Here is a 19,860-nt window from a genome sequence, read left to right on the forward strand (position 1 = left end):
GAATTTCAATTGCCAAAGATAGGGATGAATGCAAATGCACGCAAGCAGTTTGTTGTGTCACGGTTTTGTAGTTGCTGTTTCCTTTGTAGCTTGTATTATTGGCTTGGCTTTACTTTGGGATGGCAAAGATACCAAGAATGATGATCGAGCAGAAACAGAACTAATTTTATTTAGAATGAGCTTTACTTACTGGCTCGTTTATTGTGTAGCGTTTGGTCTAGAGAAGTTAGTTTTCTCTAATTACGAACCCGTAATCATGACTTTAAAAATAACTACTGCTTTATCATATTTTTTAACTTTTTCTTGCATAGTCAGCTTGCCACTCCACAAATTTGCAGTGCATCAAGAGGTTGAGGAATAGTCATTAGTCATTAGTCATGATTGGTGATGGCAATATTCTTGACTGTAGACTATCAGGAAATTCTCATGGCGATCGCAATTATTTCTTCGAGTTTATCCTGACTCAGAGTTGTCAGGATAAACACCTCTTGTACTGTCTTACCGTGTCGGGCAATGACTTTGTACCCACCACGAATCGGTACAGACACACGCAATTGCATTTTGGGGGAATGGCCTCTGACTCTGCCAATGACACCTGGGGTGATGGTTTGAATGCCATCTTGCTGACAGAGGCGCTCTAAAATTGGAATTAGGCCAGGAATATGAGTTGAATGGTTCCAAACTAATCTGCCATCTTTACGAGCAGCAGCTTTTTGGGATTCTGAGTTGGGTTTACCCATGATAATTAAGCTGCCTCTAATGGGGCCATTGTTAATCCAGCCCGACGCAATTGTTGGTGATACAATTCTGCTGGTTCTTGTGGCCCTACCCAGACAATTGCTTGTCCTTCATAATGGACTTGATTAGTTAAGTCCCAAGCTAAATCACTGGTCATCCCTGGTATATACTTCATCAAACACTCAGCTACGTGTTGAAAAGTATTGAAATCATCATTTAAAACAATCACCTTATAATTCGGGTAAGGCTTCTTGACAACTTGACTAGACTTTTCTGGAGTTACAGTTGGTGCTGTAGCCATAGTAAAAGCCACTGCTGAACGTGTTTTAACCATAGAGCAGTTACTCAACAGAATTTTACAAAACTACACTACAAATATCTAGTTTAGTCCATAGAGTCTTATGGTTGGGGATTGGAGACTGGGGATTGGGAAAGCAGGGGGAGCAGGGGGAGCAGGGGGAGCAGGGGAGAATAACTATTGCCTATTGCCTATTGCCTATTGCCTATTGCCTATTGCCTATTGCCTATTGCCTTCCTACCTCCAATCTTCCCAATTTTGGTTAAAAATTGAAGTATCAGGGAAAGCAGTAGGATTGCCATTTTTTTCTAAAAGGCGTTTTAGGGTTTGCAATTGCGGTTCTGGTTTTGGTAAATCGTCTACGAGTTGGTAGGGTGCAACGTTGTTGTTCAGGGAGAATGCCGCAACTGTTCCCGCCGCAGCGCCAGCAGACCATTCAAAGGAATGAACTCGATAAGCAGCAGCCGCAATGTGACTGGTAGCAATACTTTTACCACCTACGATTAAGTTGTCGATTTTTTGGGGAATCATCGCCCTTAGCGCAATTTGGAAGGGGTATGCTTGTCCACCACCTCGCCTTTCCCCAGGACGTTCTCTGTTACCGGGGGCTTCTGGTGGGCTTTTTTCCATGCAAGGGTGAAAGTCAATGGCGTAGTGACCAATACCTACAGCATCAGGGAAAATAGTAGAACGACTCCGCCGCATGGCTTTGTCTGGTGAAACTTGACCAGAAATGACCGATGTTGCTTCTAAACCTGCTAATGTAGCTCTTAACTGGCGATACATTGCTGGTGGTAGGGTTTTGCGATAATACTCGTCATTGTAGTCGCGGCGCGAAATATCAACTTCCCAAATAGTAAAGCCTCCCGGTTGTCCCCAACTGGGACGGCCGATGATGCGTCTTCCTTCCCGCATATATGGATATTTCGATAAGCCGTGGGCTGTTCCCATTGGGGAATTTAACCCAGATAAAAAGCGGTTATTGGTTTGTTGACGTTTTACGCCTTTCCCTAATTGGGAATCAGTCGTGCCGGCTACTAACCAGTAATAGTAAGATAAAGCGTGTTCCTCACCTTTACGGAGAGTTTCCGTCCTCAGCCCACCCAGCCAACCACCTGGTCTTAATTGTCCTGTAGCTTGTAACTGTTGGCGAGTGTAAACTAAATTATCTTTGGCTGTACCAGGGCGATAGTCATTACCCCAAGTCCAGTTTTGCATGGAGATGTCCCCTGGTGTAGGGGCAGTAAAATTGACACCGCCGAATCTTGTCGGTTGTCCTGTGGTGGGACTCCAAATGCGGCGGTAGGTGAAAACTAAACCAAAGTCAGCTAGGCGTTGTAATTCATAACTGAAATAGGGCGAATACTTTAAATAAAATGGGGGCATTTTTTGAGGTACTGGTTCTCTAGTAGCCTCCATCGCAAAGGTATAAGTAAAGCCTTGGGTACAATAAGGATCATTAGTGCTGCTAGAAGAAGACGGTTCTAGGTAGGAACGAGGATCAATACCTAGACGGTAAGGGACATCAGCTAAACCAACAATTTCTCCGGTTTCGCTAGCATCAACGACATACCATTTGGGAGCGTTTCCCTTGGTTTGCTTAGGAACTAAGCGAATAATAGTTTTGGTAAACCGAGATGAGTTTTGATAACGATAAGCGTCTTCGATGGTTTGTGAGAGGTGAAAAGTATTGAGAGGTGGCGCACCTGGGGCTGGTTGATGTTGGATTGCGATCGCGCTATCAATTAATTGTCCAGTTGTATTAGGATTATTTCTAGAAATTCCTAACTCTTTAATTACCGTGTTGGGAAACCATTCCAGCTTACCTCTACCCCGTTTTTCCGCATCCTTGAGCATCTGCACCGTAATTTCATGAGCATCACGGGGTAAAAAACAGGAATCACTCACCCAGCAATCCCCAGGGTTAAGCTGTCCGTATTTTTTCTGGATGCGGTTTCGCAGTTCCAAATAGCCACGAGAATAAAACTGGCGACTGCGTTGAGTTGGACGCTCATCTAAAGCAGATGTCCCCTGAGAAGAAATTTGTCCTCCCAACCAGTCAGTTATTTCTGTTAAGCAAACCCTTTTTCCCGCTAGCAAACCCTCATAAGCTGTCGCGACACCAGAAAGTCCACCCCCTACCACTAAAATGTCACAATTGACAGTCTTGTCTGGATTTCTTGGTGGTGCAGCAACAATAGCAGAAATAGGTATTAGGTAGCCAGAGATTAAACTAAGACTAAGAACTGAGGCTACTTGGTGTCTGCGCTTCATGATTTGATAACTGTTTCTACGCTGTGCCAACTTGTAGACGTTACCATTCTAGGAAGGTTCATTACAAGTTCAGCTTGGGGATTGGGGATTGGGGATTGGGGATTACAGCGTTGTATCTGACTGATGCGCCTTTGAAAAACTAAATTTTGTTATACATAAAAAAGTATTGCCCTTACACCTTTACCCTACTCCCCACTCCCTACTCCCCACTCCCTATTTCCCAGACAGTCCCGATGAAGAGCAAAAATCAAATTGTTTTATCCTTACTTTTGAAAAGCGCCATAGTCTTTTCACCCTTGCTGCTATCTGCTGAGATTAGTAGTGGACAAACTTCACCATCTCCCTCTAAACAACAGATTACTACTCAGGTAATCGCGCAAGTACCAGCAGAAACTCGCGTTAGGGAGCAAATCCAAACTGATTTTGAGCGAGCCTTCAACCGCACCACTATTTTGCTCAATATTTGGTTAGTTATCTTGAGTTTATTTCCAGTGGCGATTATTGCTTTATTTTGGCTATTGCGACGGGTAGCTATTCGGGAAATTGTTGATAGAGCAATGGCACAATTGCAAGGAGTGGAAAAATTAGAAGGACAGCTAACTCTTGTTAAGCAAGATGCTGAAAATCTCATCCAAGAAGCTAAAGGCATTACTCGCGCTTTAGAACAAGAAGCTGAAGCTTTACAGCAAAAAATTAAAATTGAGCATGATAATTTAGATTTCGTTACATCAGAAATATTACAAGCTAAGGCTGATAATTTAACTCGCATCTCTACTGAATTTACAAACTTTCAAAATAAGATAGAAAATTTAGTCTCTGAATTTGCCCATCAATTATCTCAACTTGAGTTAGATACTCAAAAACAAAAAGATATTACTTGGGAAAATCTAGGTAAGGCAGAATCAGCACTGACATATCAATTTTCAGAACTACAAAGAGATACTGAGCAACAAAAAAACCTAGTTTTAGAAGATTTAGAAAAAACCAAGCTGGAATTTCAAACCCAGCTAGCAAATTTATATACTGACACTGATAATCACAAAAATGATATTTTGACAGGTTTAACGAATCTGCAATCAGCATTGACTGTGAATTTAGCTGCTTTAGAGGCAGATGTACAACAACAAAAAGATATTAAGCTAGAAAATCTGCAAGCAATAGAGAATTCCTTCCAGTCTCAAGTATCAGATTTCACCGTTGATACACAGCAACACAAAGATAATTTCATTGCCAATTTAGCTCAAATCCAATCGGAATTGTCACAGCAAGTTACTCATGCTCAATCAGAAGTACAAACTCAGCAAAATAGAGCATTACACAATCTGGAAGAGTTAGAGAAGTTATTTAAAGTGCAAATTGAGGAATTGCAATCACAAATTAAACAAGAGTTAACAAAATTGCAGTCTGAGTTTGCCTCTCAATTGGCTGAGTTACAGATAGATGTGAAAAACCGCAAACAGCAAATTATTACAGATTTAGAAAAATCTGGTTCGGAGTTTGTTTCACAGTTTTCTGAATTACAGTTAAATGCTCAACAGCAGAAGTTTGTTATTCTCGAAAAGCTGGAAAGGTTAGAGACAGAATTTGTCTCGCAACTGTCCGAGTTACAGTTAGATGCTCAACAACGTAAGGATGCAATCTTACATGAATTAACTGAAGTTCAACCTACACCAAAACCTACACCAATCCCAACCGAGATATCAACACAGGAACCACAGCCGGAAATATCGCCTGAGCAGTTAAAATCAACTGTTGAGGATTACATTCAACAGGGTGATGCTTTATTTTCTCAAAAGCAATACGCAGACGCGATCGCCTGTTATGAACAAGCTGTTAAAATCCAAGCTGATCATGCTGTCACCTGGTTTAAATGTGGTTTGACTTTCGCCAGATTAAAACGCTATAAACAAGCGATCGCCTCTTATAACCGCGCCATTAAAATCCAACCAGACTATCATCAAGCTTGGTGCGATCGCGGTGTCGCTTTCGGTTATTTAGGACGACATCAAGATGCTTTCACATCTTTTGATCAGGCGATAAAAATTAAACCTGATGATGCCGTTGCCTGGATGAATCGCGGTTTAGCGTTGATAGAATTGGAACAATACGAAGAGGCGATCGCCTCCTTCGACAAATCCCTAGCATTACAACCAGATTCTGCTAAAGCTTGGAATAAACGCGGTTACACTCTCGTCAGATTGGGACGCGATAATGAAGCCATCAAATCTTTTGACAAAGCATTAGCAAGTAAACCAGACTACGCCATTGCTTACTACAACAAAGCCGCCTGTTATGCCCTACAAAGAGAACTGCAATTAGCCTTAGACAATCTACAACAAGCTATCAGCTTAAATCCCAGATATCGAGAAGATGCTGCAACCGATATAGATTTTGATGATATTGCCGATGATGAGGATTTCAAAAAATTATTAGCCGAGGAAATTAAGCAATAACTCAATAAACATCTTACAAAATTTATAATCTTAGTGTCCTTCTTTGCGTCTGATTAAACGCAGATGGAAGCAGATGGACGCAGATAAATTTGTACCTTATTAGACTATAAAACTCTATAGCTATTTAAACTAGATTAAAAAATCATTAAATATTTGATTATATGCTTTAAAATAATGTATCATCATCCATTGATATAATTCCTATTCTCTAGTGAAAATTTGCAAGCTTGCTATTTAGTAATTTGTCTATTTATTTTTCTTTCTAAAAAGGCATAACAATTGACAATTCATGTATGACTAACATAGGATGGAGGGCAAAATCTACCTAGTAGTTACATTCATAAAATCTTGTGTTTAGCAAATAAAAACCACAAAGAATTAGGGTAAAACTAAATGAAAACTAAAAACATTGTTGCCTTAGTTAGTCTGGTAGCTATTGCAAGTTTAGGGAACCCGGTTCATGCTCAATCACCAGTAGCACCAGTCACAAACACAGAAGATTATAAATTAACGGGTGATTCTCTAGAAGGAATTAACTACAGATCAGCCCAGGACGACTTTAAAAATTTCTTCGATGGCAGTATCTCTAGTAATAACGAGGGAGAAAATACAACTCCCGGTGGGTTGAGAGTAAATGAATCAATATCATTACCAGATAACTCCCAGTTATTGCAATCAGTGCCACAGTCTGTAAACGGCTCTGAAGCCTTACAACTCCAGTTAGATTTAGAGAATCAGTAAGTCAGGAATATTAGACATCTCCAAAAAAGAATGTAGAGACGAGAATCCCTACCCATGGAACGTCTCTACTGGAAAACGCATATTTAATTTCTGGAGATGTCTATTAGCGATCGCACTATGTTGTAATGGTTCGTAGTCGGGACTGAAGTCCTGACTACAAAACTTTAATTTTGTGACACAGCAGAAAACTTGAGTTGCCACAGCCGGATCTAAGCGATAATGCTGCCAACGGAATGCAGTAGAATTAATCCTTTAGATAGAGGAGGGCAAAAAGATGACTCGTGTCATCATTGTGCGTCACGGTCAAAGCACATATAACACTGAGCGAAGAATTCAAGGGCGCACCGACGTATCAACATTAACAGAAAAAGGCCGTACTGATGCGAGTAAGGTAGGCAAAGCCCTCAGTAATATTTCCTTTCATGCAATTTATAGCAGTCCACTCCAGCGAGCCAAACAGACAGCAGAAATTATTCACAGTGAGTTAGCAACTCATTCTCAGCCATCTCCTGTTGTTCAAACCTCTGAGCAGCTACTGGAAATTGACTTACCTTTGTGGGCAGAAATGCTGAGTGCTGAGGTACAACAGCAGTTTGCAGAAGATTACCGCATTTGGCATGAACAACCCCACGAACTAAAAATGCTAGTTGACAAAGGTGGGGAAACCAAAGAACATTTTCCTGTGCTGGCTTTGTATGAACAAGCGCGGCAGTTTTGGCAAGAAATTTTACCCCATCATCAAGGCGAAACTATCTTAATAGTCGGTCATAACGGCATCAATCGCGCCTTGATTAGCACAGCTTTGGGCATCTCCCCCAGTCGTTACCATTCCATACAACAATCTAACTGTGGTATCAACGTTTTAAACTTTTCTGGGGGATTGGGCGAACCAGTGCAACTAGAGTCCATGAACCAAACACAACATATGGGCGAAGCTCTGCCCTCCTTGCGCCCTAGTCATCAAGGTGTAAGATTGTTGCTGGTGCGTCACGGAGAAACCGAGTGGAATCGCCAAACCAGATTTCAAGGACAAATTGACGTTCCCCTCAATGACAATGGGAGAAAACAAGCCCAAAAAGCCGGGGAATTTCTCAAAGATGTCGCCCTTGATTTTGCTGTCAGCAGCACAATGGCACGTCCTAAAGAAACAGCCGAAATTATCTTGCAACATCATCCTAGTGTAAATTTAGAGTTGCAAGACGGCTTAAGAGAAATCGGACATGGACTTTGGGAAGGCAAATTAGAAGTAGAAATAGAGCAAGAATTCCCTGGAGAGTTGCACCGTTGGCGCACAACGCCAGCAGAGGTACAAATGCCAGAAGGAGAGAATTTACAACAAGTCTGGGAGCGTAGCACCGCTACTTGGCAAGCAATTGTCCAATCCGCCTTAGAAAATCAACGCCAAACCGGATTAATAGTGGCTCATGACGCTACCAATAAAACCTTACTGTGTCATATCCTAGGTTTACCTGCTGATAATTTCTGGAATTTCCGCCAAGGTAACGGTGCTGTTAGCGTCATTGACTACCCTGATGGACTAAATGGGTTGCCAGTATTGCAAGCAATGAATATTACCACTCATTTAAGTGGCGGCGTACTGGATAAAACGGCAGCTGGAGCATTGTAGGGGGTGTTCAGCTGTCTTCAGACAGGTATATAAACAATAGAGAAACAGCTGAAGCACTGATATAGCTCAAATGACAACTGAACTTCTGCAACAAGTAAGGGTGATTGATCCAGTTTCTCAGACTGATCAAGTGGCTGATGTGGTAATTGCCAATGGTGAAATCCAAGCAGTAGCCCCACAGATTACTGATATTAGTCCTGATACTCAAATTAGAGATTGTCGGGGACTAATTCTGGGAACTGGGTTAGTAGATTTGTATAGTCACTCCGGCGAACCAGGGTTTGAGGAAAGAGAAACGCTGTTATCTTTTTTACAAGCGGCGGCAGCTGGTGGTTTTACCAGAGTCAGCATTCTACCCGATACATCGCCAGCCATTGATAACCCGGCGTTGGTGGCGCAGTTGCAGAAGGAGAGAGGGGGACAAGGTAGAATTTCTCCCCCATCTCCCCCCTCCCTCCCCCACCTCCAAATCTGGGGTGCAATCACCTTAGACATAGCTGGGAAGCAGATGACGGAATTAGCGGATTTAGCAGATGCGGGAGTTGTGGGGTTTACTGATGGGTTGCCTGTAGATAATTTAGGATTAGTGCGACGGCTGTTAGAATATGTGCAACCGTTGGGGAAACCTGTAGCATTTTGGCCTTGCGATCGCCAACTTCAATCCAACGGAGTCATGCGGGAAGGTGCGGATGCGTTGCGGTTTGGTTTACCTCCTGTGCCTGTGAGTGCTGAAACAACTGCGATCGCCTCTTTAATTGAATTGGTAGCTACCATCGGCACACCCATACATATCATGCGTGTTTCCACAGCCCGCAGTGTGGAATTAATCGCCACTGCTAAGGCTCAAGGTTTGCCTATTACCGCTAGTACCACTTGGATGCACCTGTTGCTAGATACCAAAGCTGTTAAAAGTTACCACACCAGCCTCCATTTAGATCCACCTTTGGGGACTCCCAGTGATCAGAAGGCATTGCGGGAAGCGGTGCGTCAGGGAATTGTGGATGCGATCGCAGTTGATCATGCACCCTACACCTACGAAGAAAAAGTCCAAGCCTTTGCCGAAGCACCACCAGGAGCAATTGGTTTAGAATTAGCATTACCTTTGTTGTGGCAGCATCTCGTTGAAACTGGAGAATTTACAGCATTACAATTGTGGCAAGCTTTGAGTACAAATCCAGCACAATGTTTACAAGCAAGAGTCAGTAAAATTGCTCCTCATCACCAAGCCGAACTCACTTTATTTGATCCCAACAAACCTTGGACAGTAGAAAGAAAAAATCTGTACACCCTTTCGAGTAATACCCCCTGGTTAGGACAAGAATTAACAGGACGAGTTGTGCAAACTTGGTGTTAGTGAAAAAGTTCGTAGTCAGGACTTTAGTCCTGATCATCTTTTACTCCAAGCTAGCGATCGCACCAATCAATCTTTATTTATTTTAGTAGCGCGATCGCAGCAAAACTTGACAGTTTCAATACCTAATAGAGATTAGTTGAAATTGCAATTCTCGTCACTACTTTCTTGGATTAACAGATTAATTTCATTGTTTCAATCCCTAATAGGGATTAGTTGAAATTGCAATAATACAGAACCAGAAGTGGCAGTAATGGAAATTAGCGTTTCAATCCCTAATAGGGATTAGTTGAAATTGCAATATCCAGAAGTCTTAAGCCTGTTGGTACAAAGCTCTTGTTTCAATCCCTAATAGGGATTAGTTGAAATTGCAATACCCATCAGGGGCAATGCTTTCTACTAAATCTGTTTCAATCCCTAATAGGGATTAGTTGAAATTGCAATGATTGATGGCAGCAGTAAATTCATCGCTTATTTGTTTCAATCCCTAATAGGGATTAGTTGAAATTGCAATCTTGGCTTGTCAGAGGGGCAAGTGGAAGGGCTTGCGTTTCAATCCCTAATAGGGATTAGTTGAAATTGCAATTTGTATCTACGAGATTTTAATCCATTAATAATCGGTTTCAATCCCTAATAGGGATTAGTTGAAATTGCAATCCGACAATAGCACCGGGTTCCCGGCTTGGTATCTTTACGTTTCAATCCCTAATAGGGATTAGTTGAAATTGCAATAATGGTGGTTGATAACGGCACCCCCCTTACTCCCGCCGCCGTTTCAATCCCTAATAGGGATTAGTTGAAATTGCAATGTGAGGGCGAGGAGAGGGGGGGTTAAGGCTTTGATCGTTTCAATCCCTAATAGGGATTAGTTGAAATTGCAATAGAAGCATCATCTTTTGGGCGGACACCATACTTAAGTTTCAATCCCTAATAGGGATTAGTTGAAATTGCAATGCTATCACTGCCAGAAGCCCAGTCAATTGCAACTTGTTTCAATCCCTAATAGGGATTAGTTGAAATTGCAATAAGGGTGAGATTCGGCACTATCTCAGAGATAAGGCTGTTTCAATCCCTAATAGGGATTAGTTGAAATTGCAATGTTTGTTCTAGCTTGTTGTTTGGTTTGGTCATGTTTCAATCCCTAATAGGGATTAGTTGAAATTGCAATACCCAAGCCAGCACCAACAAATGTACCAGAAGCAGTGTTTCAATCCCTAATAGGGATTAGTTGAAATTGCAATTCACCAAATAGCGATCGCCGCTTTGTCTGCTTTTAACCAACCGTTTCAATCCCTAATAGGGATTAGTTGAAATTGCAATGCGTATTTGCGTAAAAGTTGACCAACACATGAGCCATGTTTCAATCCCTAATAGGGATTAGTTGAAATTGCAATGGTTATCAGTTATCAATCATCGGTCATGGCTTGATGTTTCAATCCCTAATAGGGATTAGTTGAAATTGCAATTTTTCATCTAAGACGGCGATCGCTGCATTCACTGGTTTCAATCCCTAATAGGGATTAGTTGAAATTGCAATCTTACCTCTGCATCTTTCGCAAAGTCATACAAGTTTATATGTTTCAATCCCTAATAGGGATTAGTTGAAATTGCAATATTTGGGGCTGTGTCATTAAATTCGGTCGGATACCGTCGTTTCAATCCCTAATAGGGATTAGTTGAAATTGCAATCCCTGCTACTTTCTCAGTAAATGGGGATTCAAAGTTTCAATCCCTAATAGGGATTAGTTGAAATTGCAATGAGTGAGGAGGGGGTGGCGAGTTTCGAAGCCACCGCCGTTTCAATCCCTAATAGGGATTAGTTGAAATTGCAATCCTGGATGTGCGCGATCGCACTCTCCGGAAAAGTTTCAATCCCTAATAGGGATTAGTTGAAATTGCAATTCTGAGCGCAGTTGTTTAAGTTTGGCCTCCTCATGCTGTAAGTTTCAATCCCTAATAGGGATTAGTTGAAATTGCAATGTTTCTGGGCAGAAGTACAAGCGCATTGCTCAGGTTTCAATCCCTAATAGGGATTAGTTGAAATTGCAATACCGCATCGTCCAAGGCTCTGCCACCGCAGCCCCCGTTAAGTTTCAATCCCTAATAGGGATTAGTTGAAATTGCAATTACCCAAGGTCAGCCTAGAAGTCCTGATGACACAGCGTTTCAATCCCTAATAGGGATTAGTTGAAATTGCAATCCTAGAAGATCCGATGGCTCCTAATGGTCAGATCGTGTTTCAATCCCTAATAGGGATTAGTTGAAATTGCAATTGGGCTTTGCGTTTAAGAAAAGATGTACGTGGTCAGTTTCAATCCCTAATAGGGATTAGTTGAAATTGCAATTGCTGTTGGCCAACAAGTTTACGCGCTCCGTTGGAAGTTTCAATCCCTAATAGGGATTAGTTGAAATTGCAATCACTAATCGCTAGTAGTTGAGTTTTCAAGGTACAGTACGGTGTTTCAATCCCTAATAGGGATTAGTTGAAATTGCAATCTATATTAGTGAGTTAGATCAGAAATTAGTAGATAGAGGTTTCAATCCCTAATAGGGATTAGTTGAAATTGCAATCAGAAATCTCCTTAAAGGAGATGTTGGCGGAGGGTGTAATCAAGTTTCAATCCCTAATAGGGATTAGTTGAAATTGCAATAAAAGCCTACCGCTACCGTTTTTACCCAACTGCCGAGCAAGGTTTCAATCCCTAATAGGGATTAGTTGAAATTGCAATCCCAGTCCTTACTTAATAGAGGGGGCAAAATATCCCGTGTTTCAATCCCTAATAGGGATTAGTTGAAATTGCAATAAAACGCGAGAACTTATTACAGTCGCCAACATCAAGTTTCAATCCCTAATAGGGATTAGTTGAAATTGCAATGATGAATCCAGACATCTCCGGGCAATTTAAAAGGGTTTCAATCCCTAATAGGGATTAGTTGAAATTGCAATAATACTTGGCACAACGAGCATATTCAACTTCAGTTGTTTCAATCCCTAATAGGGATTAGTTGAAATTGCAATAACACAAACAGTTCGAGCCTCTGGGCTGGCCTACAAAGTTTCAATCCCTAATAGGGATTAGTTGAAATTGCAATATTACAGAGAGATAGAGGAGTTATAGAGTAATGAGTTTCAATCCCTAATAGGGATTAGTTGAAATTGCAATACTAATTACTGATTCTGATGAATTAGAACAGGTATTGTTTCAATCCCTAATAGGGATTAGTTGAAATTGCAATTAATTAACTACAGGCTTAGACCCGGTATTCCTGATGTTTCAATCCCTAATAGGGATTAGTTGAAATTGCAATTTTGGTGGTTTTCCAGGAGTGACACGCGATCGCGGTTAAGGAGTTTCAATCCCTAATAGGGATTAGTTGAAATTGCAATTCTCCTCTCCCCTCCAGTCCTTTCCCCCCTCCAATAGGTTTCAATCCCTAATAGGGATTAGTTGAAATTGCAATAGCAGCTAAAAAATTAGCCAGTGCAGGTAAGGATATGTTTCAATCCCTAATAGGGATTAGTTGAAATTGCAATAAGTATCGTTGCAGATCGTCAATTCGACTTCCCAAGTTTCAATCCCTAATAGGGATTAGTTGAAATTGCAATTTTAAGGAAGTTCCTAAATTGGTGATATATCCTTCTAAGTTTCAATCCCTAATAGGGATTAGTTGAAATTGCAATTCCTCACAGCCTGATTATGTCTAACTTTGTCAATGTTTCAATCCCTAATAGGGATTAGTTGAAATTGCAATCTCACGCGCAATTAAAAGCCAGATGTGCTGGATTTCAGTTTCAATCCCTAATAGGGATTAGTTGAAATTGCAATCGCCGGAGGCTGAAAGCTAGACTGTATTTGGTTTTCAAGGTTCAGTTTCGCGGATGGGTTGATTATAACACTAGGAAATGTCAGTTAATTTGCTAGGAATGGCTGAAACCCAGAGTAGACAAGGTGCGCGGGTAATTTTGGTTTAATTTTTCCGCAAAAGCCTGCACAGCAAAGCATACAGCCATTTTTCCTCAACAACGATTTTGTACACCTACCCATCCGCGCATTCAGCAAAGAAAATCGTCTCATCACGGGGTTGTTCGCCACCGATGCGTTCGATTTTACCAAAACAGCAAGCACAGAGAAAATAAAAGCGGATGCTGTCGGTATCTGGTTTAATCAATTTGTGTAAGCGCGATCGCAATTTAGCATATTGAGTATCAGTCAGTTGACACTCAAACACACTATACTGCACCCATTGACCATAGGATTTCAGGATTTTGTGGATTTTAGTGCGGCGTTTATCCTCCGGCACATCGTAAGATATAACCACCTTCTTCCTTAATTCATCTTTCACTCAAAATCTCCCCCATACTCCATAACCTGTAACCTGTAACCTGTAACCTGTCACCTATTTCAAAACCAATGGCGGATATTTCTCCGTTTCGCCCATGAGATATTTCGCCAGTAACCGCGCTTGGAGTTCAAAAGCTTCTTGATAAGTACATTTGCGCCCCATCACAGGGTGTTTAAATTCCGATTGTTTCTTTTTTTGATATAAGCTCAAGAAAGTTTTTCGCCCTTCTGGTGTCAGGGAAACTGCACCGCTTACAGGTTCAGTAACAAAATCTGTGGGTGTTAGTAATTGCTTATTTAAGGTAGATAGCACTACTGCGTCTACTATTAGAGGACGAAATTCTTCCATTAAGTCTAGAGCTAGGGAGGGTCTACCATAGCGATCGCAATGCAGGTATCCTAAATATGGATCAAATCCGGCAATATTAATTGCTCCTTGTACGTCATGGCGTAATAATGAATAGCCAAAACTAAGTAAAGAATTCACCGGATCAGTTGGAGGACGGCGCAAACGGTGAGAAAATTCAAAATCTGGATGACGAATGAGTTGATTAAAACAGCCAAAATAAGCTGCACTTCCAGCACCTTCTAGACCTCGCAGTGAGTTGATATTATGTGTATTATCAATGGGTGCGATCGCTTGTTCTAGATGTGTAATATGTTTAGATAAATCTATTTCTGCACATTCACGCTGGTGACGGGTGAGGATATTTCGATAATTTTTCAACTTACCACGCACAAAACCTTGGACAACATGAATTGCTGCGGGTGATTCTCCAACTGCTTGCCATTGGGCTTTTCTGATGAAAATATTCTTAGTCACTTCTGGTTCTATGCGTCCTAAATACCGACCATTTTCTGTGAGGAAGGTTAAGGGAATATGGCGTTCTAATAGTTCAGAAATGACGGCGGGTGAAACTGTAGCTCGTCCTAAAATTACTACGCCATCTATTTTAATTAGTGGCACATCTAATATTACTTTTTTATCGAATTTAACGCTGAGGCGTTCGTCAATTTTGCCAATGAAGGCATCTTCTTGGGTGATATAAACTGTACCCATGATTGTCTCCTAATTTATTAGAGAGTAAGAGAATATTTAACGCAGAGTGGCGCGGAGGGAAACGCAGAGTTACGCGGAGAGTGAGACTTGTGTTTCTTCTTTGCGTCTTTGCGTCTACCCTCCGGGAACGCCAGAGGCGAATGCGTGAGCTTTTAATTAAGTTTGTACAAGAGTCTTAACTAGCTTCTTGATAATGTTTGACTTTTTCGCTAGATTGTGGTAGACATTGCTGATATAAACTGCATCCATCACAGCGTTTAGTTTTGATAGGTTTGGGCATTGCGCCTGTAAATAGCAGCATTTGGACGGCTTCAATAGTAGCGATCGCACTTTGGCGTAATTCAGCGTTAATTTCTACTAATTGACGTTGATGTGAATGTGCATAGTAAATATAGCCTGTGCTGATAGATTTTCCGGTCATTTCTTCTAAACACAAAGCTTGAGCGCAGACTTGTAATTCATCGTTATCCCATTCACCTTTCCGTCCGCGTTTGTATTCGACTGGATACCATTCCCCATTTTCGGATTCAATTAAATCAGCTTTACCGATAAGTTTGTACTGCTCTGATTTCAACCAAATAGCGCGAATTTGCCAGATTTCTTCCCGTTGTCCTGTACCAACAGTATGCACGCGATCGTGTAAACTTGTGCCTTCAATTGTGTATTGATTATCAATAAACTCTCCTGCACAAAACATTCGCCAACAGCGATGCGGACAGTAAGAATATTGGTTTAACGCTGCAATTGGAATATATTCTTCAGGTGACAGATTAGAAGGTGATAGGTTACAGGTTACAGGTGACAGATTAGATGATTTAGGTGAAAGGAAATTAGTGAAGTCTTGATTATTCATTAGCTTTTTAATATGCGATTACGAAGAGAGGTGATCATTTTACTGATTTCTGTAATTAAAGATAATGTTGGATTGGCTTGATCTAGTGTGAGATAATTGAGCCTGACTGCCAGCATTAAAAAAGTTTCTGTTTCCATTAATGAACCTTTAGATATTGCTAGAAAATGAGCATAATCATTTTTGCTGCTACATCGTCCGTGTCCTTCAGCTATATTTGCAGGTACAGATACTGCTGCACGAGTAATTTGTGATGTGATTCGATATATTTCTGTATGTGGAAAACTTGTAGTTAATTGATATATCTGAACCACCATATCCATTGATTTTTGCCAGACAATTAAATCTCGATATGACTCAATTTTCACAACCTTCTAATCATTCCCATTCCCATAGTTGTTTTACGCCCCACACCTGCATATAAGGCAAAGTCAGCTAAAGCATTCAGTTGCTTAATTTGTATCGGTTCAGCTTCACCTAAAATTCGATAATTTACTTCCCCAATAAGTCCAATAAATTTACTGCGGGAATCAGCTAATATTTCCGTATGGATATCAATAAAAGAAGGAAAAATTGACTCAATTGCAATTTGAGTAAATTCTATTCCACTATATTTATTCCACCGCGAAAGTAGGGAATTAAAAACACATTCTCTAGTGGGAAGAGTCGTATCGAAATGTCCTTGGCGGAAAGCTGTGGGTGTGCAGAAAGCTAAGTTAAGAGTGCGTTCGCTCTCACTAGCTTCCTCATACAATTGCTCATAAGTACAAGCATTCGCCCAAGGTTGCGTTGATTGGGGTGTGCCTTGAATGCTGGTAATATATAAATCTGCTGAACCCAAATGCCAAGGATGTTCCGGGTTGAGATTGAGCCACAATGGAGTTAGCTGACTAAATAAGGTGTCATCCAGTAGAGAAACACGCCACCAACAAGGAGTTCCGGCTGGGATTGGCTGTTGATGTGAATGTTGTAAGCTATTGCTAGCAGCATAGTGAGATTTATATTGACTGCGCTGTTGTCTCCTAACTATTTGCAGAGGCGAGAGGGTGAAGGCTTTGTCTGCGGTAGAATCATGTAAGCGATCGCCCAATTGTCGATCTACAGAACTGACAAGGGTTAAAAATAACGCGTGTAAATGTCTACCTGTGAGATAGTGCGGCGGAATCGGCGACTGAGGAAGGAGGTTAAGGACTAGACTGTGAGGCATATTTTCGTTTTTTAGTCGTAGACTGAGCAACTCTGGACTCTACTGTAAACTCTGGTATTTCTACGAGTTCAGTACCGCTTAAAGTATACTGCTCGCAAACTAAACTCAGGCGATTTCCAGGGGTTTTAACAGCGTTGACAGAGTGAGTTAAATCACCTTGGAAGTAAACTAAAGTATTCATTTGCGGTTTAATTTGTCCAAGTTGGCGTTTGTGGGATTTAAGAACTAATTCCCCCCCTTCCATATCAGGTGGTACGCGTACATATAGCACGCTAACCACTGTAGGCGGCTCAATAGTTTTACAATAAGAACGCAGAGAGCGATCGATATGCGGATCAACGCGAGAGCCTTCTTTCAGTAGTAAAGGATTGAGGTAAAAAGCGTTACATTCAGGTAAAAGAGCCAAATCTAAGTAAGGCTTAAAGTAGGGGAATTGTTGCTCTACCTTGGATATATGCGATTTTTGAAACACCACAGAGAAACCTTTAGTCCCCACAAAATCGCGGTTGAGGTTGTTAATAGCAAAGTAAGGACAAGCGTGAATTTCTCCCCACAAGTGCTTAAGATAGTCACTGGGAAAGGCGTTTGGTTGTTGTTGATAGTGTTTCACAGGTGTAGGAGAATAGGAGGGGCGATCGCTAAATTACGGTATCTAAAATTGTAAAGACTGTGGAGTAATAGTAGGATTCTTTTGGTCAAAAAAAATGCCATAGGGAGTTAGCAACATGAGGATTGATGATTACAACGCAGCAAAAGCACTGGTTGAAAAACTAAAAGAAAGCCTACCAATTAAAGCACGGGCTGGAAAAGAGTTTCTTAAAAGATTAAAGAAACAAGGAGAAAACGCTGATACAGACAGAGAATTTGAAATTGACTTTGTAGGCTATTCAGGAGATGAAGGTGGGATTATGTGCGGACTAAAAGAGCCAAATAATCCCGAAATTAAAGAAAAATATGTTTCTTCAATTACTCATCTTGAAATTGACCCTAATCATCCCCTAGCATCTGAAGTACAAGCTTATCAACGTCAGCGAATTCGTAAACTAATGTTGCAAAATGAAGCAGGTTTCGCAGCCGAGTTGATGGTAATCGAACCAGCGAAGAAGAAAAAGCAAAGTAAAGGTTTTGGGAAGTAATTAACCTTTAAAACGATATTCCATCCGAGCCGGAATTTTCAAATTTTTCACATCATCAAAACAGTAATATTGCCCTCGCATTTGTACATTTTGAATTAGACTAACTGGAGGCATATTTACCACATCATAGCTAATCACTTGATGAGTAAACATCACATCCAAAGGGTTCAAAGGATGAGTACAAGTAAATAAACCTTCAGTATTTTTAGGCTTTGGTAACTCTTCAACCGTCACCTCAGCCTTACTCATCCATTTACCCAAACGAATCCACTTTGGTAATTTGAGTTCCTTTTGGGAGATGACAAAAAACTCAAATTCACTTTCCGGTGCTATTTCTTTCGCTCTCCCAAAACTAGGGATATTCTTCTGGGTTTTCTCCATTTCCACATGGTAATTATTGTTAGCATACTTCCATGTATTGAGAATAGCAGAATGACTAATAGCCAATGCGGGAGTAACATAAATACCCTGTTGATTTAGAGGCGTTAAATGCTCCTCATATTTTGGTACTTGTTCAGGACAGAAATAGCGATAGGAATGTTCTTCAGACACCGTAGTGTAATAGATTTCACTATCAACTAATCCCAGCGCGTAACAGAGAGCGTAATTATGAATTATTGGCTCTGTTTCGTATAATCTTCCAATTTCCCGCGTGGCATAATAAAGACTGTCGTGTAATTCTAATTGACAACGGTAAATCAATACCATCACTCTTTCCCCGCTTTCGCAGCAGTTTTCTTCTTACTAATGTGTTTACTAGCGTAAGCCTTAGCTTCTGCATCAGCTTTTTGTAATATGCTTTTAATTCCTGTTTCATTTGCAGTGAGGTTTTTCACTTCTTTTAATAGAGGTTCAAAAGCATCGCCGATAAAGTCAGTATGCACAATAAATTCTTCAGACATCAAAGTTGCAATGGCATTTTTAGCAGCATTAATTACTTCGTCTTCATCCAAAGGATCAGGAGAATTTAAAGAATTATTAGCTTTCATTTGGTCATATATGGCTTGAGTCCAGCGTAGATTACTGGTAATTTCGCCATCAGCAAATACAACACCAATTAACTCATTTCTTACCCTACCTGTACGGGTTGTTTGCGCTCCATAGTGGCGTGTCCGCAGAATGTTGTTAAAAACGTAAAGGAAGCTGGCTTCTGTGGGGTCTTTGAGGGTGACAATGCTAGGGAAGAATACTTGTGGTCTAATGTGGTCTTGTTGATTAATCCTAGCTGTCACTGTACCTATCTCACCATCTAATTTACCATCTGATTTTTTCTCTCCTTTTGCTGCCATTGTTCCATTTTCATAAGGAGCATTCAGAGTAAAAGTTTCATGGGAGTCATCAAATGCTGTGATAGAATATGCTGTATCTACAACAACCTTTGATTTTTCTGAACCAGAATCACCAATGGCGAAACCGTAAATAATACAATCAGGATTATCCATTGCAAAAGCTACGTTATATTCGCATTCTTCAGCAGTCATTAAACCATAGTTACGTAGTAACTCTCGACCTACTAGACGTTCTGGCGTTGATTGCTTACGCTTGAACATTGACAAACGGCTAATCGTAGTTTTATCTTTGACTCCGGCTCTTACTCGTGCTTTATTTAATTCACTATCTGTTTGAAATAGTGGATAAGATTCGGTAATACGAATGGTTAGAAAGTGAGCATATTTACCCATCGGTTTGTAGGGAATTACATCATGGAATAATTTTGAGTCAGTTGTTTTTAGAAATGACATGATTTTTGTCTCCAGTTTTTAGATAAATACAACACAGCTT

Annotated in this window: 17 protein-coding genes and 1 CRISPR repeat array; of the genes, 6 read left to right on the plus strand and 11 right to left on the minus strand. The window is 40.8% G+C overall.

Features of this window, described 5'->3' with window-relative positions; all coding sequences use genetic code 11:
- The first annotated feature begins 28 nt into the window (after positions 1-28).
- Positions 29-361 (plus strand): hypothetical protein, encoded by a 333-nt coding sequence (locus NOS7524_RS04445; RefSeq protein ID WP_015137272.1) that lies wholly within the window; start codon positions 29-31, stop codon positions 359-361.
- A 52-nt stretch (positions 362-413) separates the two neighbouring features.
- Here NOS7524_RS04445 and NOS7524_RS04450 read toward each other — a convergent pair whose 3' ends face one another.
- The 3 genes from NOS7524_RS04450 to NOS7524_RS04460 form a co-directional block, all read right to left on the minus strand.
- On the minus strand, positions 414-740 hold the full coding sequence (locus tag NOS7524_RS04450) for a DUF2103 domain-containing protein (RefSeq protein WP_015137273.1): 327 nt from the start codon (positions 738-740) through the stop codon (positions 414-416).
- A 5-nt stretch (positions 741-745) separates the two neighbouring features.
- Positions 746-1,072: an ATP-dependent Clp protease adapter ClpS gene (gene clpS / locus NOS7524_RS04455; RefSeq protein WP_015137274.1), complete on the minus strand. Its 327-nt coding sequence runs from the start codon at positions 1,070-1,072 to the stop codon at positions 746-748.
- Between the two features lie 201 nt (positions 1,073-1,273).
- Positions 1,274-3,310, minus strand: coding sequence for an FAD-dependent oxidoreductase (locus tag NOS7524_RS04460; RefSeq protein WP_015137275.1), 2,037 nt, complete (start codon positions 3,308-3,310; stop codon positions 1,274-1,276).
- A gap of 233 nt (positions 3,311-3,543) precedes the next feature.
- Here NOS7524_RS04460 and NOS7524_RS04465 point away from each other — a divergent pair, with 233 nt between their 5' ends.
- The 4 genes from NOS7524_RS04465 to NOS7524_RS04480 all read left to right on the plus strand — a co-directional run bounded on the left by NOS7524_RS04465 (position 3,544) and on the right by NOS7524_RS04480 (position 9,485).
- Positions 3,544-5,763, plus strand: coding sequence for a tetratricopeptide repeat protein (locus NOS7524_RS04465; RefSeq protein ID WP_015137276.1), 2,220 nt, complete (start codon positions 3,544-3,546; stop codon positions 5,761-5,763).
- A 393-nt stretch (positions 5,764-6,156) separates the two neighbouring features.
- The gene (locus tag NOS7524_RS04470; protein ID WP_015137277.1) at positions 6,157-6,504 is read left to right on the plus strand and encodes a hypothetical protein; all 348 of its coding nucleotides are present in this window, start codon (positions 6,157-6,159) and stop codon (positions 6,502-6,504) included.
- A gap of 274 nt (positions 6,505-6,778) precedes the next feature.
- Positions 6,779-8,131 carry a histidine phosphatase family protein gene (locus tag NOS7524_RS04475; RefSeq protein WP_015137278.1) on the plus strand — a complete coding sequence of 451 codons (1,353 nt, stop codon included), beginning with the start codon at positions 6,779-6,781 and terminating at the stop codon, positions 8,129-8,131.
- A 70-nt stretch (positions 8,132-8,201) separates the two neighbouring features.
- On the plus strand, positions 8,202-9,485 hold the full coding sequence (locus NOS7524_RS04480) for a dihydroorotase (RefSeq protein ID WP_015137279.1): 1,284 nt from the start codon (positions 8,202-8,204) through the stop codon (positions 9,483-9,485).
- A gap of 112 nt (positions 9,486-9,597) precedes the next feature.
- Positions 9,598-13,309: a CRISPR direct-repeat array (repeat unit 37 nt; unit sequence GTTTCAATCCCTAATAGGGATTAGTTGAAATTGCAAT).
- Positions 13,310-13,520: 211 nt separating this feature from the next.
- Here the strand turns inward: NOS7524_RS04480 and cas2 are convergent.
- The 6 genes from cas2 to NOS7524_RS04510 all read right to left on the minus strand — a co-directional run bounded on the left by cas2 (position 13,521) and on the right by NOS7524_RS04510 (position 17,552).
- Positions 13,521-13,826, minus strand: coding sequence for a CRISPR-associated endonuclease Cas2 (gene cas2 / locus NOS7524_RS04485; protein WP_015137280.1), 306 nt, complete (start codon positions 13,824-13,826; stop codon positions 13,521-13,523).
- Between the two features lie 54 nt (positions 13,827-13,880).
- A complete protein-coding gene (gene cas1d / locus NOS7524_RS04490) occupies positions 13,881-14,885 on the minus strand; it encodes a type I-D CRISPR-associated endonuclease Cas1d (RefSeq protein ID WP_015137281.1) in 1,005 nt (334 codons plus the stop codon).
- 175 nt (positions 14,886-15,060) lie between these two features.
- Complete coding sequence (gene cas4 / locus NOS7524_RS04495) at positions 15,061-15,738, minus strand: CRISPR-associated protein Cas4 (RefSeq protein ID WP_015137282.1); 678 nt, start codon at positions 15,736-15,738, stop codon at positions 15,061-15,063.
- The gene (locus NOS7524_RS04500) at positions 15,738-16,103 is read right to left on the minus strand and encodes a four helix bundle protein (RefSeq protein WP_015137283.1); all 366 of its coding nucleotides are present in this window, start codon (positions 16,101-16,103) and stop codon (positions 15,738-15,740) included. The genes cas4 and NOS7524_RS04500 overlap by 1 nt, the downstream gene beginning before the upstream one ends.
- On the minus strand, positions 16,100-16,942 hold the full coding sequence (cas6, locus tag NOS7524_RS04505) for a CRISPR-associated endoribonuclease Cas6 (RefSeq protein ID WP_041555156.1): 843 nt from the start codon (positions 16,940-16,942) through the stop codon (positions 16,100-16,102). Before cas6 ends, NOS7524_RS04500 begins: the two co-directional genes overlap by 4 nt.
- Positions 16,920-17,552 (minus strand): 2OG-Fe(II) oxygenase, encoded by a 633-nt coding sequence (locus tag NOS7524_RS04510; protein ID WP_015137285.1) that lies wholly within the window; start codon positions 17,550-17,552, stop codon positions 16,920-16,922. Before NOS7524_RS04510 ends, cas6 begins: the two co-directional genes overlap by 23 nt.
- A 115-nt stretch (positions 17,553-17,667) precedes the next feature.
- On the opposite strand from NOS7524_RS04510, the gene NOS7524_RS04515 reads away from it, so the two are divergent.
- Positions 17,668-18,078, plus strand: a complete 411-nt coding sequence (locus tag NOS7524_RS04515; protein ID WP_015137286.1) for a hypothetical protein — start codon at positions 17,668-17,670, stop codon at positions 18,076-18,078.
- Here NOS7524_RS04515 and cas5d read toward each other — a convergent pair whose 3' ends face one another.
- Positions 18,079-18,786: a type I-D CRISPR-associated protein Cas5/Csc1 gene (gene cas5d, locus NOS7524_RS04520; protein ID WP_015137287.1), complete on the minus strand. Its 708-nt coding sequence runs from the start codon at positions 18,784-18,786 to the stop codon at positions 18,079-18,081.
- Positions 18,786-19,820, minus strand: coding sequence for a type I-D CRISPR-associated protein Cas7/Csc2 (cas7d, locus tag NOS7524_RS04525; RefSeq protein ID WP_015137288.1), 1,035 nt, complete (start codon positions 19,818-19,820; stop codon positions 18,786-18,788). The genes cas5d and cas7d overlap by 1 nt, the downstream gene beginning before the upstream one ends.
- Positions 19,821-19,860 lie beyond the last annotated feature (40 nt).

Source organism: Nostoc sp. PCC 7524 (genome assembly GCF_000316645.1).
In the GTDB taxonomy this organism is placed as follows: Bacteria; Cyanobacteriota; Cyanobacteriia; order Cyanobacteriales; family Nostocaceae; genus Trichormus.

What these genes read in the sequence shown, in the direction of transcription:
- NOS7524_RS04445 (WP_015137272.1), top strand. Translation starts at nt 29, where the DNA reads ATGCAAATGCACGCAAGCAGTTTGTTGTGTCACGGTTTTGTAGTTGCT.
- NOS7524_RS04450 (WP_015137273.1), bottom strand. Translation starts at nt 740, where the DNA reads ATGGGTAAACCCAACTCAGAATCCCAAAAAGCTGCTGCTCGTAAAGAT.
- clpS (WP_015137274.1), bottom strand. Translation starts at nt 1,072, where the DNA reads ATGGTTAAAACACGTTCAGCAGTGGCTTTTACTATGGCTACAGCACCA.
- NOS7524_RS04460 (WP_015137275.1), bottom strand. Translation starts at nt 3,310, where the DNA reads ATGAAGCGCAGACACCAAGTAGCCTCAGTTCTTAGTCTTAGTTTAATC.
- NOS7524_RS04465 (WP_015137276.1), top strand. Translation starts at nt 3,544, where the DNA reads ATGAAGAGCAAAAATCAAATTGTTTTATCCTTACTTTTGAAAAGCGCC.
- NOS7524_RS04470 (WP_015137277.1), top strand. Translation starts at nt 6,157, where the DNA reads ATGAAAACTAAAAACATTGTTGCCTTAGTTAGTCTGGTAGCTATTGCA.
- NOS7524_RS04475 (WP_015137278.1), top strand. Translation starts at nt 6,779, where the DNA reads ATGACTCGTGTCATCATTGTGCGTCACGGTCAAAGCACATATAACACT.
- NOS7524_RS04480 (WP_015137279.1), top strand. Translation starts at nt 8,202, where the DNA reads ATGACAACTGAACTTCTGCAACAAGTAAGGGTGATTGATCCAGTTTCT.
- cas1d (WP_015137281.1), bottom strand. Translation starts at nt 14,885, where the DNA reads ATGGGTACAGTTTATATCACCCAAGAAGATGCCTTCATTGGCAAAATT.
- cas4 (WP_015137282.1), bottom strand. Translation starts at nt 15,738, where the DNA reads ATGAATAATCAAGACTTCACTAATTTCCTTTCACCTAAATCATCTAAT.
- cas6 (WP_041555156.1), bottom strand. Translation starts at nt 16,942, where the DNA reads ATGCCTCACAGTCTAGTCCTTAACCTCCTTCCTCAGTCGCCGATTCCG.
- NOS7524_RS04515 (WP_015137286.1), top strand. Translation starts at nt 17,668, where the DNA reads ATGAGGATTGATGATTACAACGCAGCAAAAGCACTGGTTGAAAAACTA.
- cas5d (WP_015137287.1), bottom strand. Translation starts at nt 18,786, where the DNA reads ATGGTATTGATTTACCGTTGTCAATTAGAATTACACGACAGTCTTTAT.
- cas7d (WP_015137288.1), bottom strand. Translation starts at nt 19,820, where the DNA reads ATGTCATTTCTAAAAACAACTGACTCAAAATTATTCCATGATGTAATT.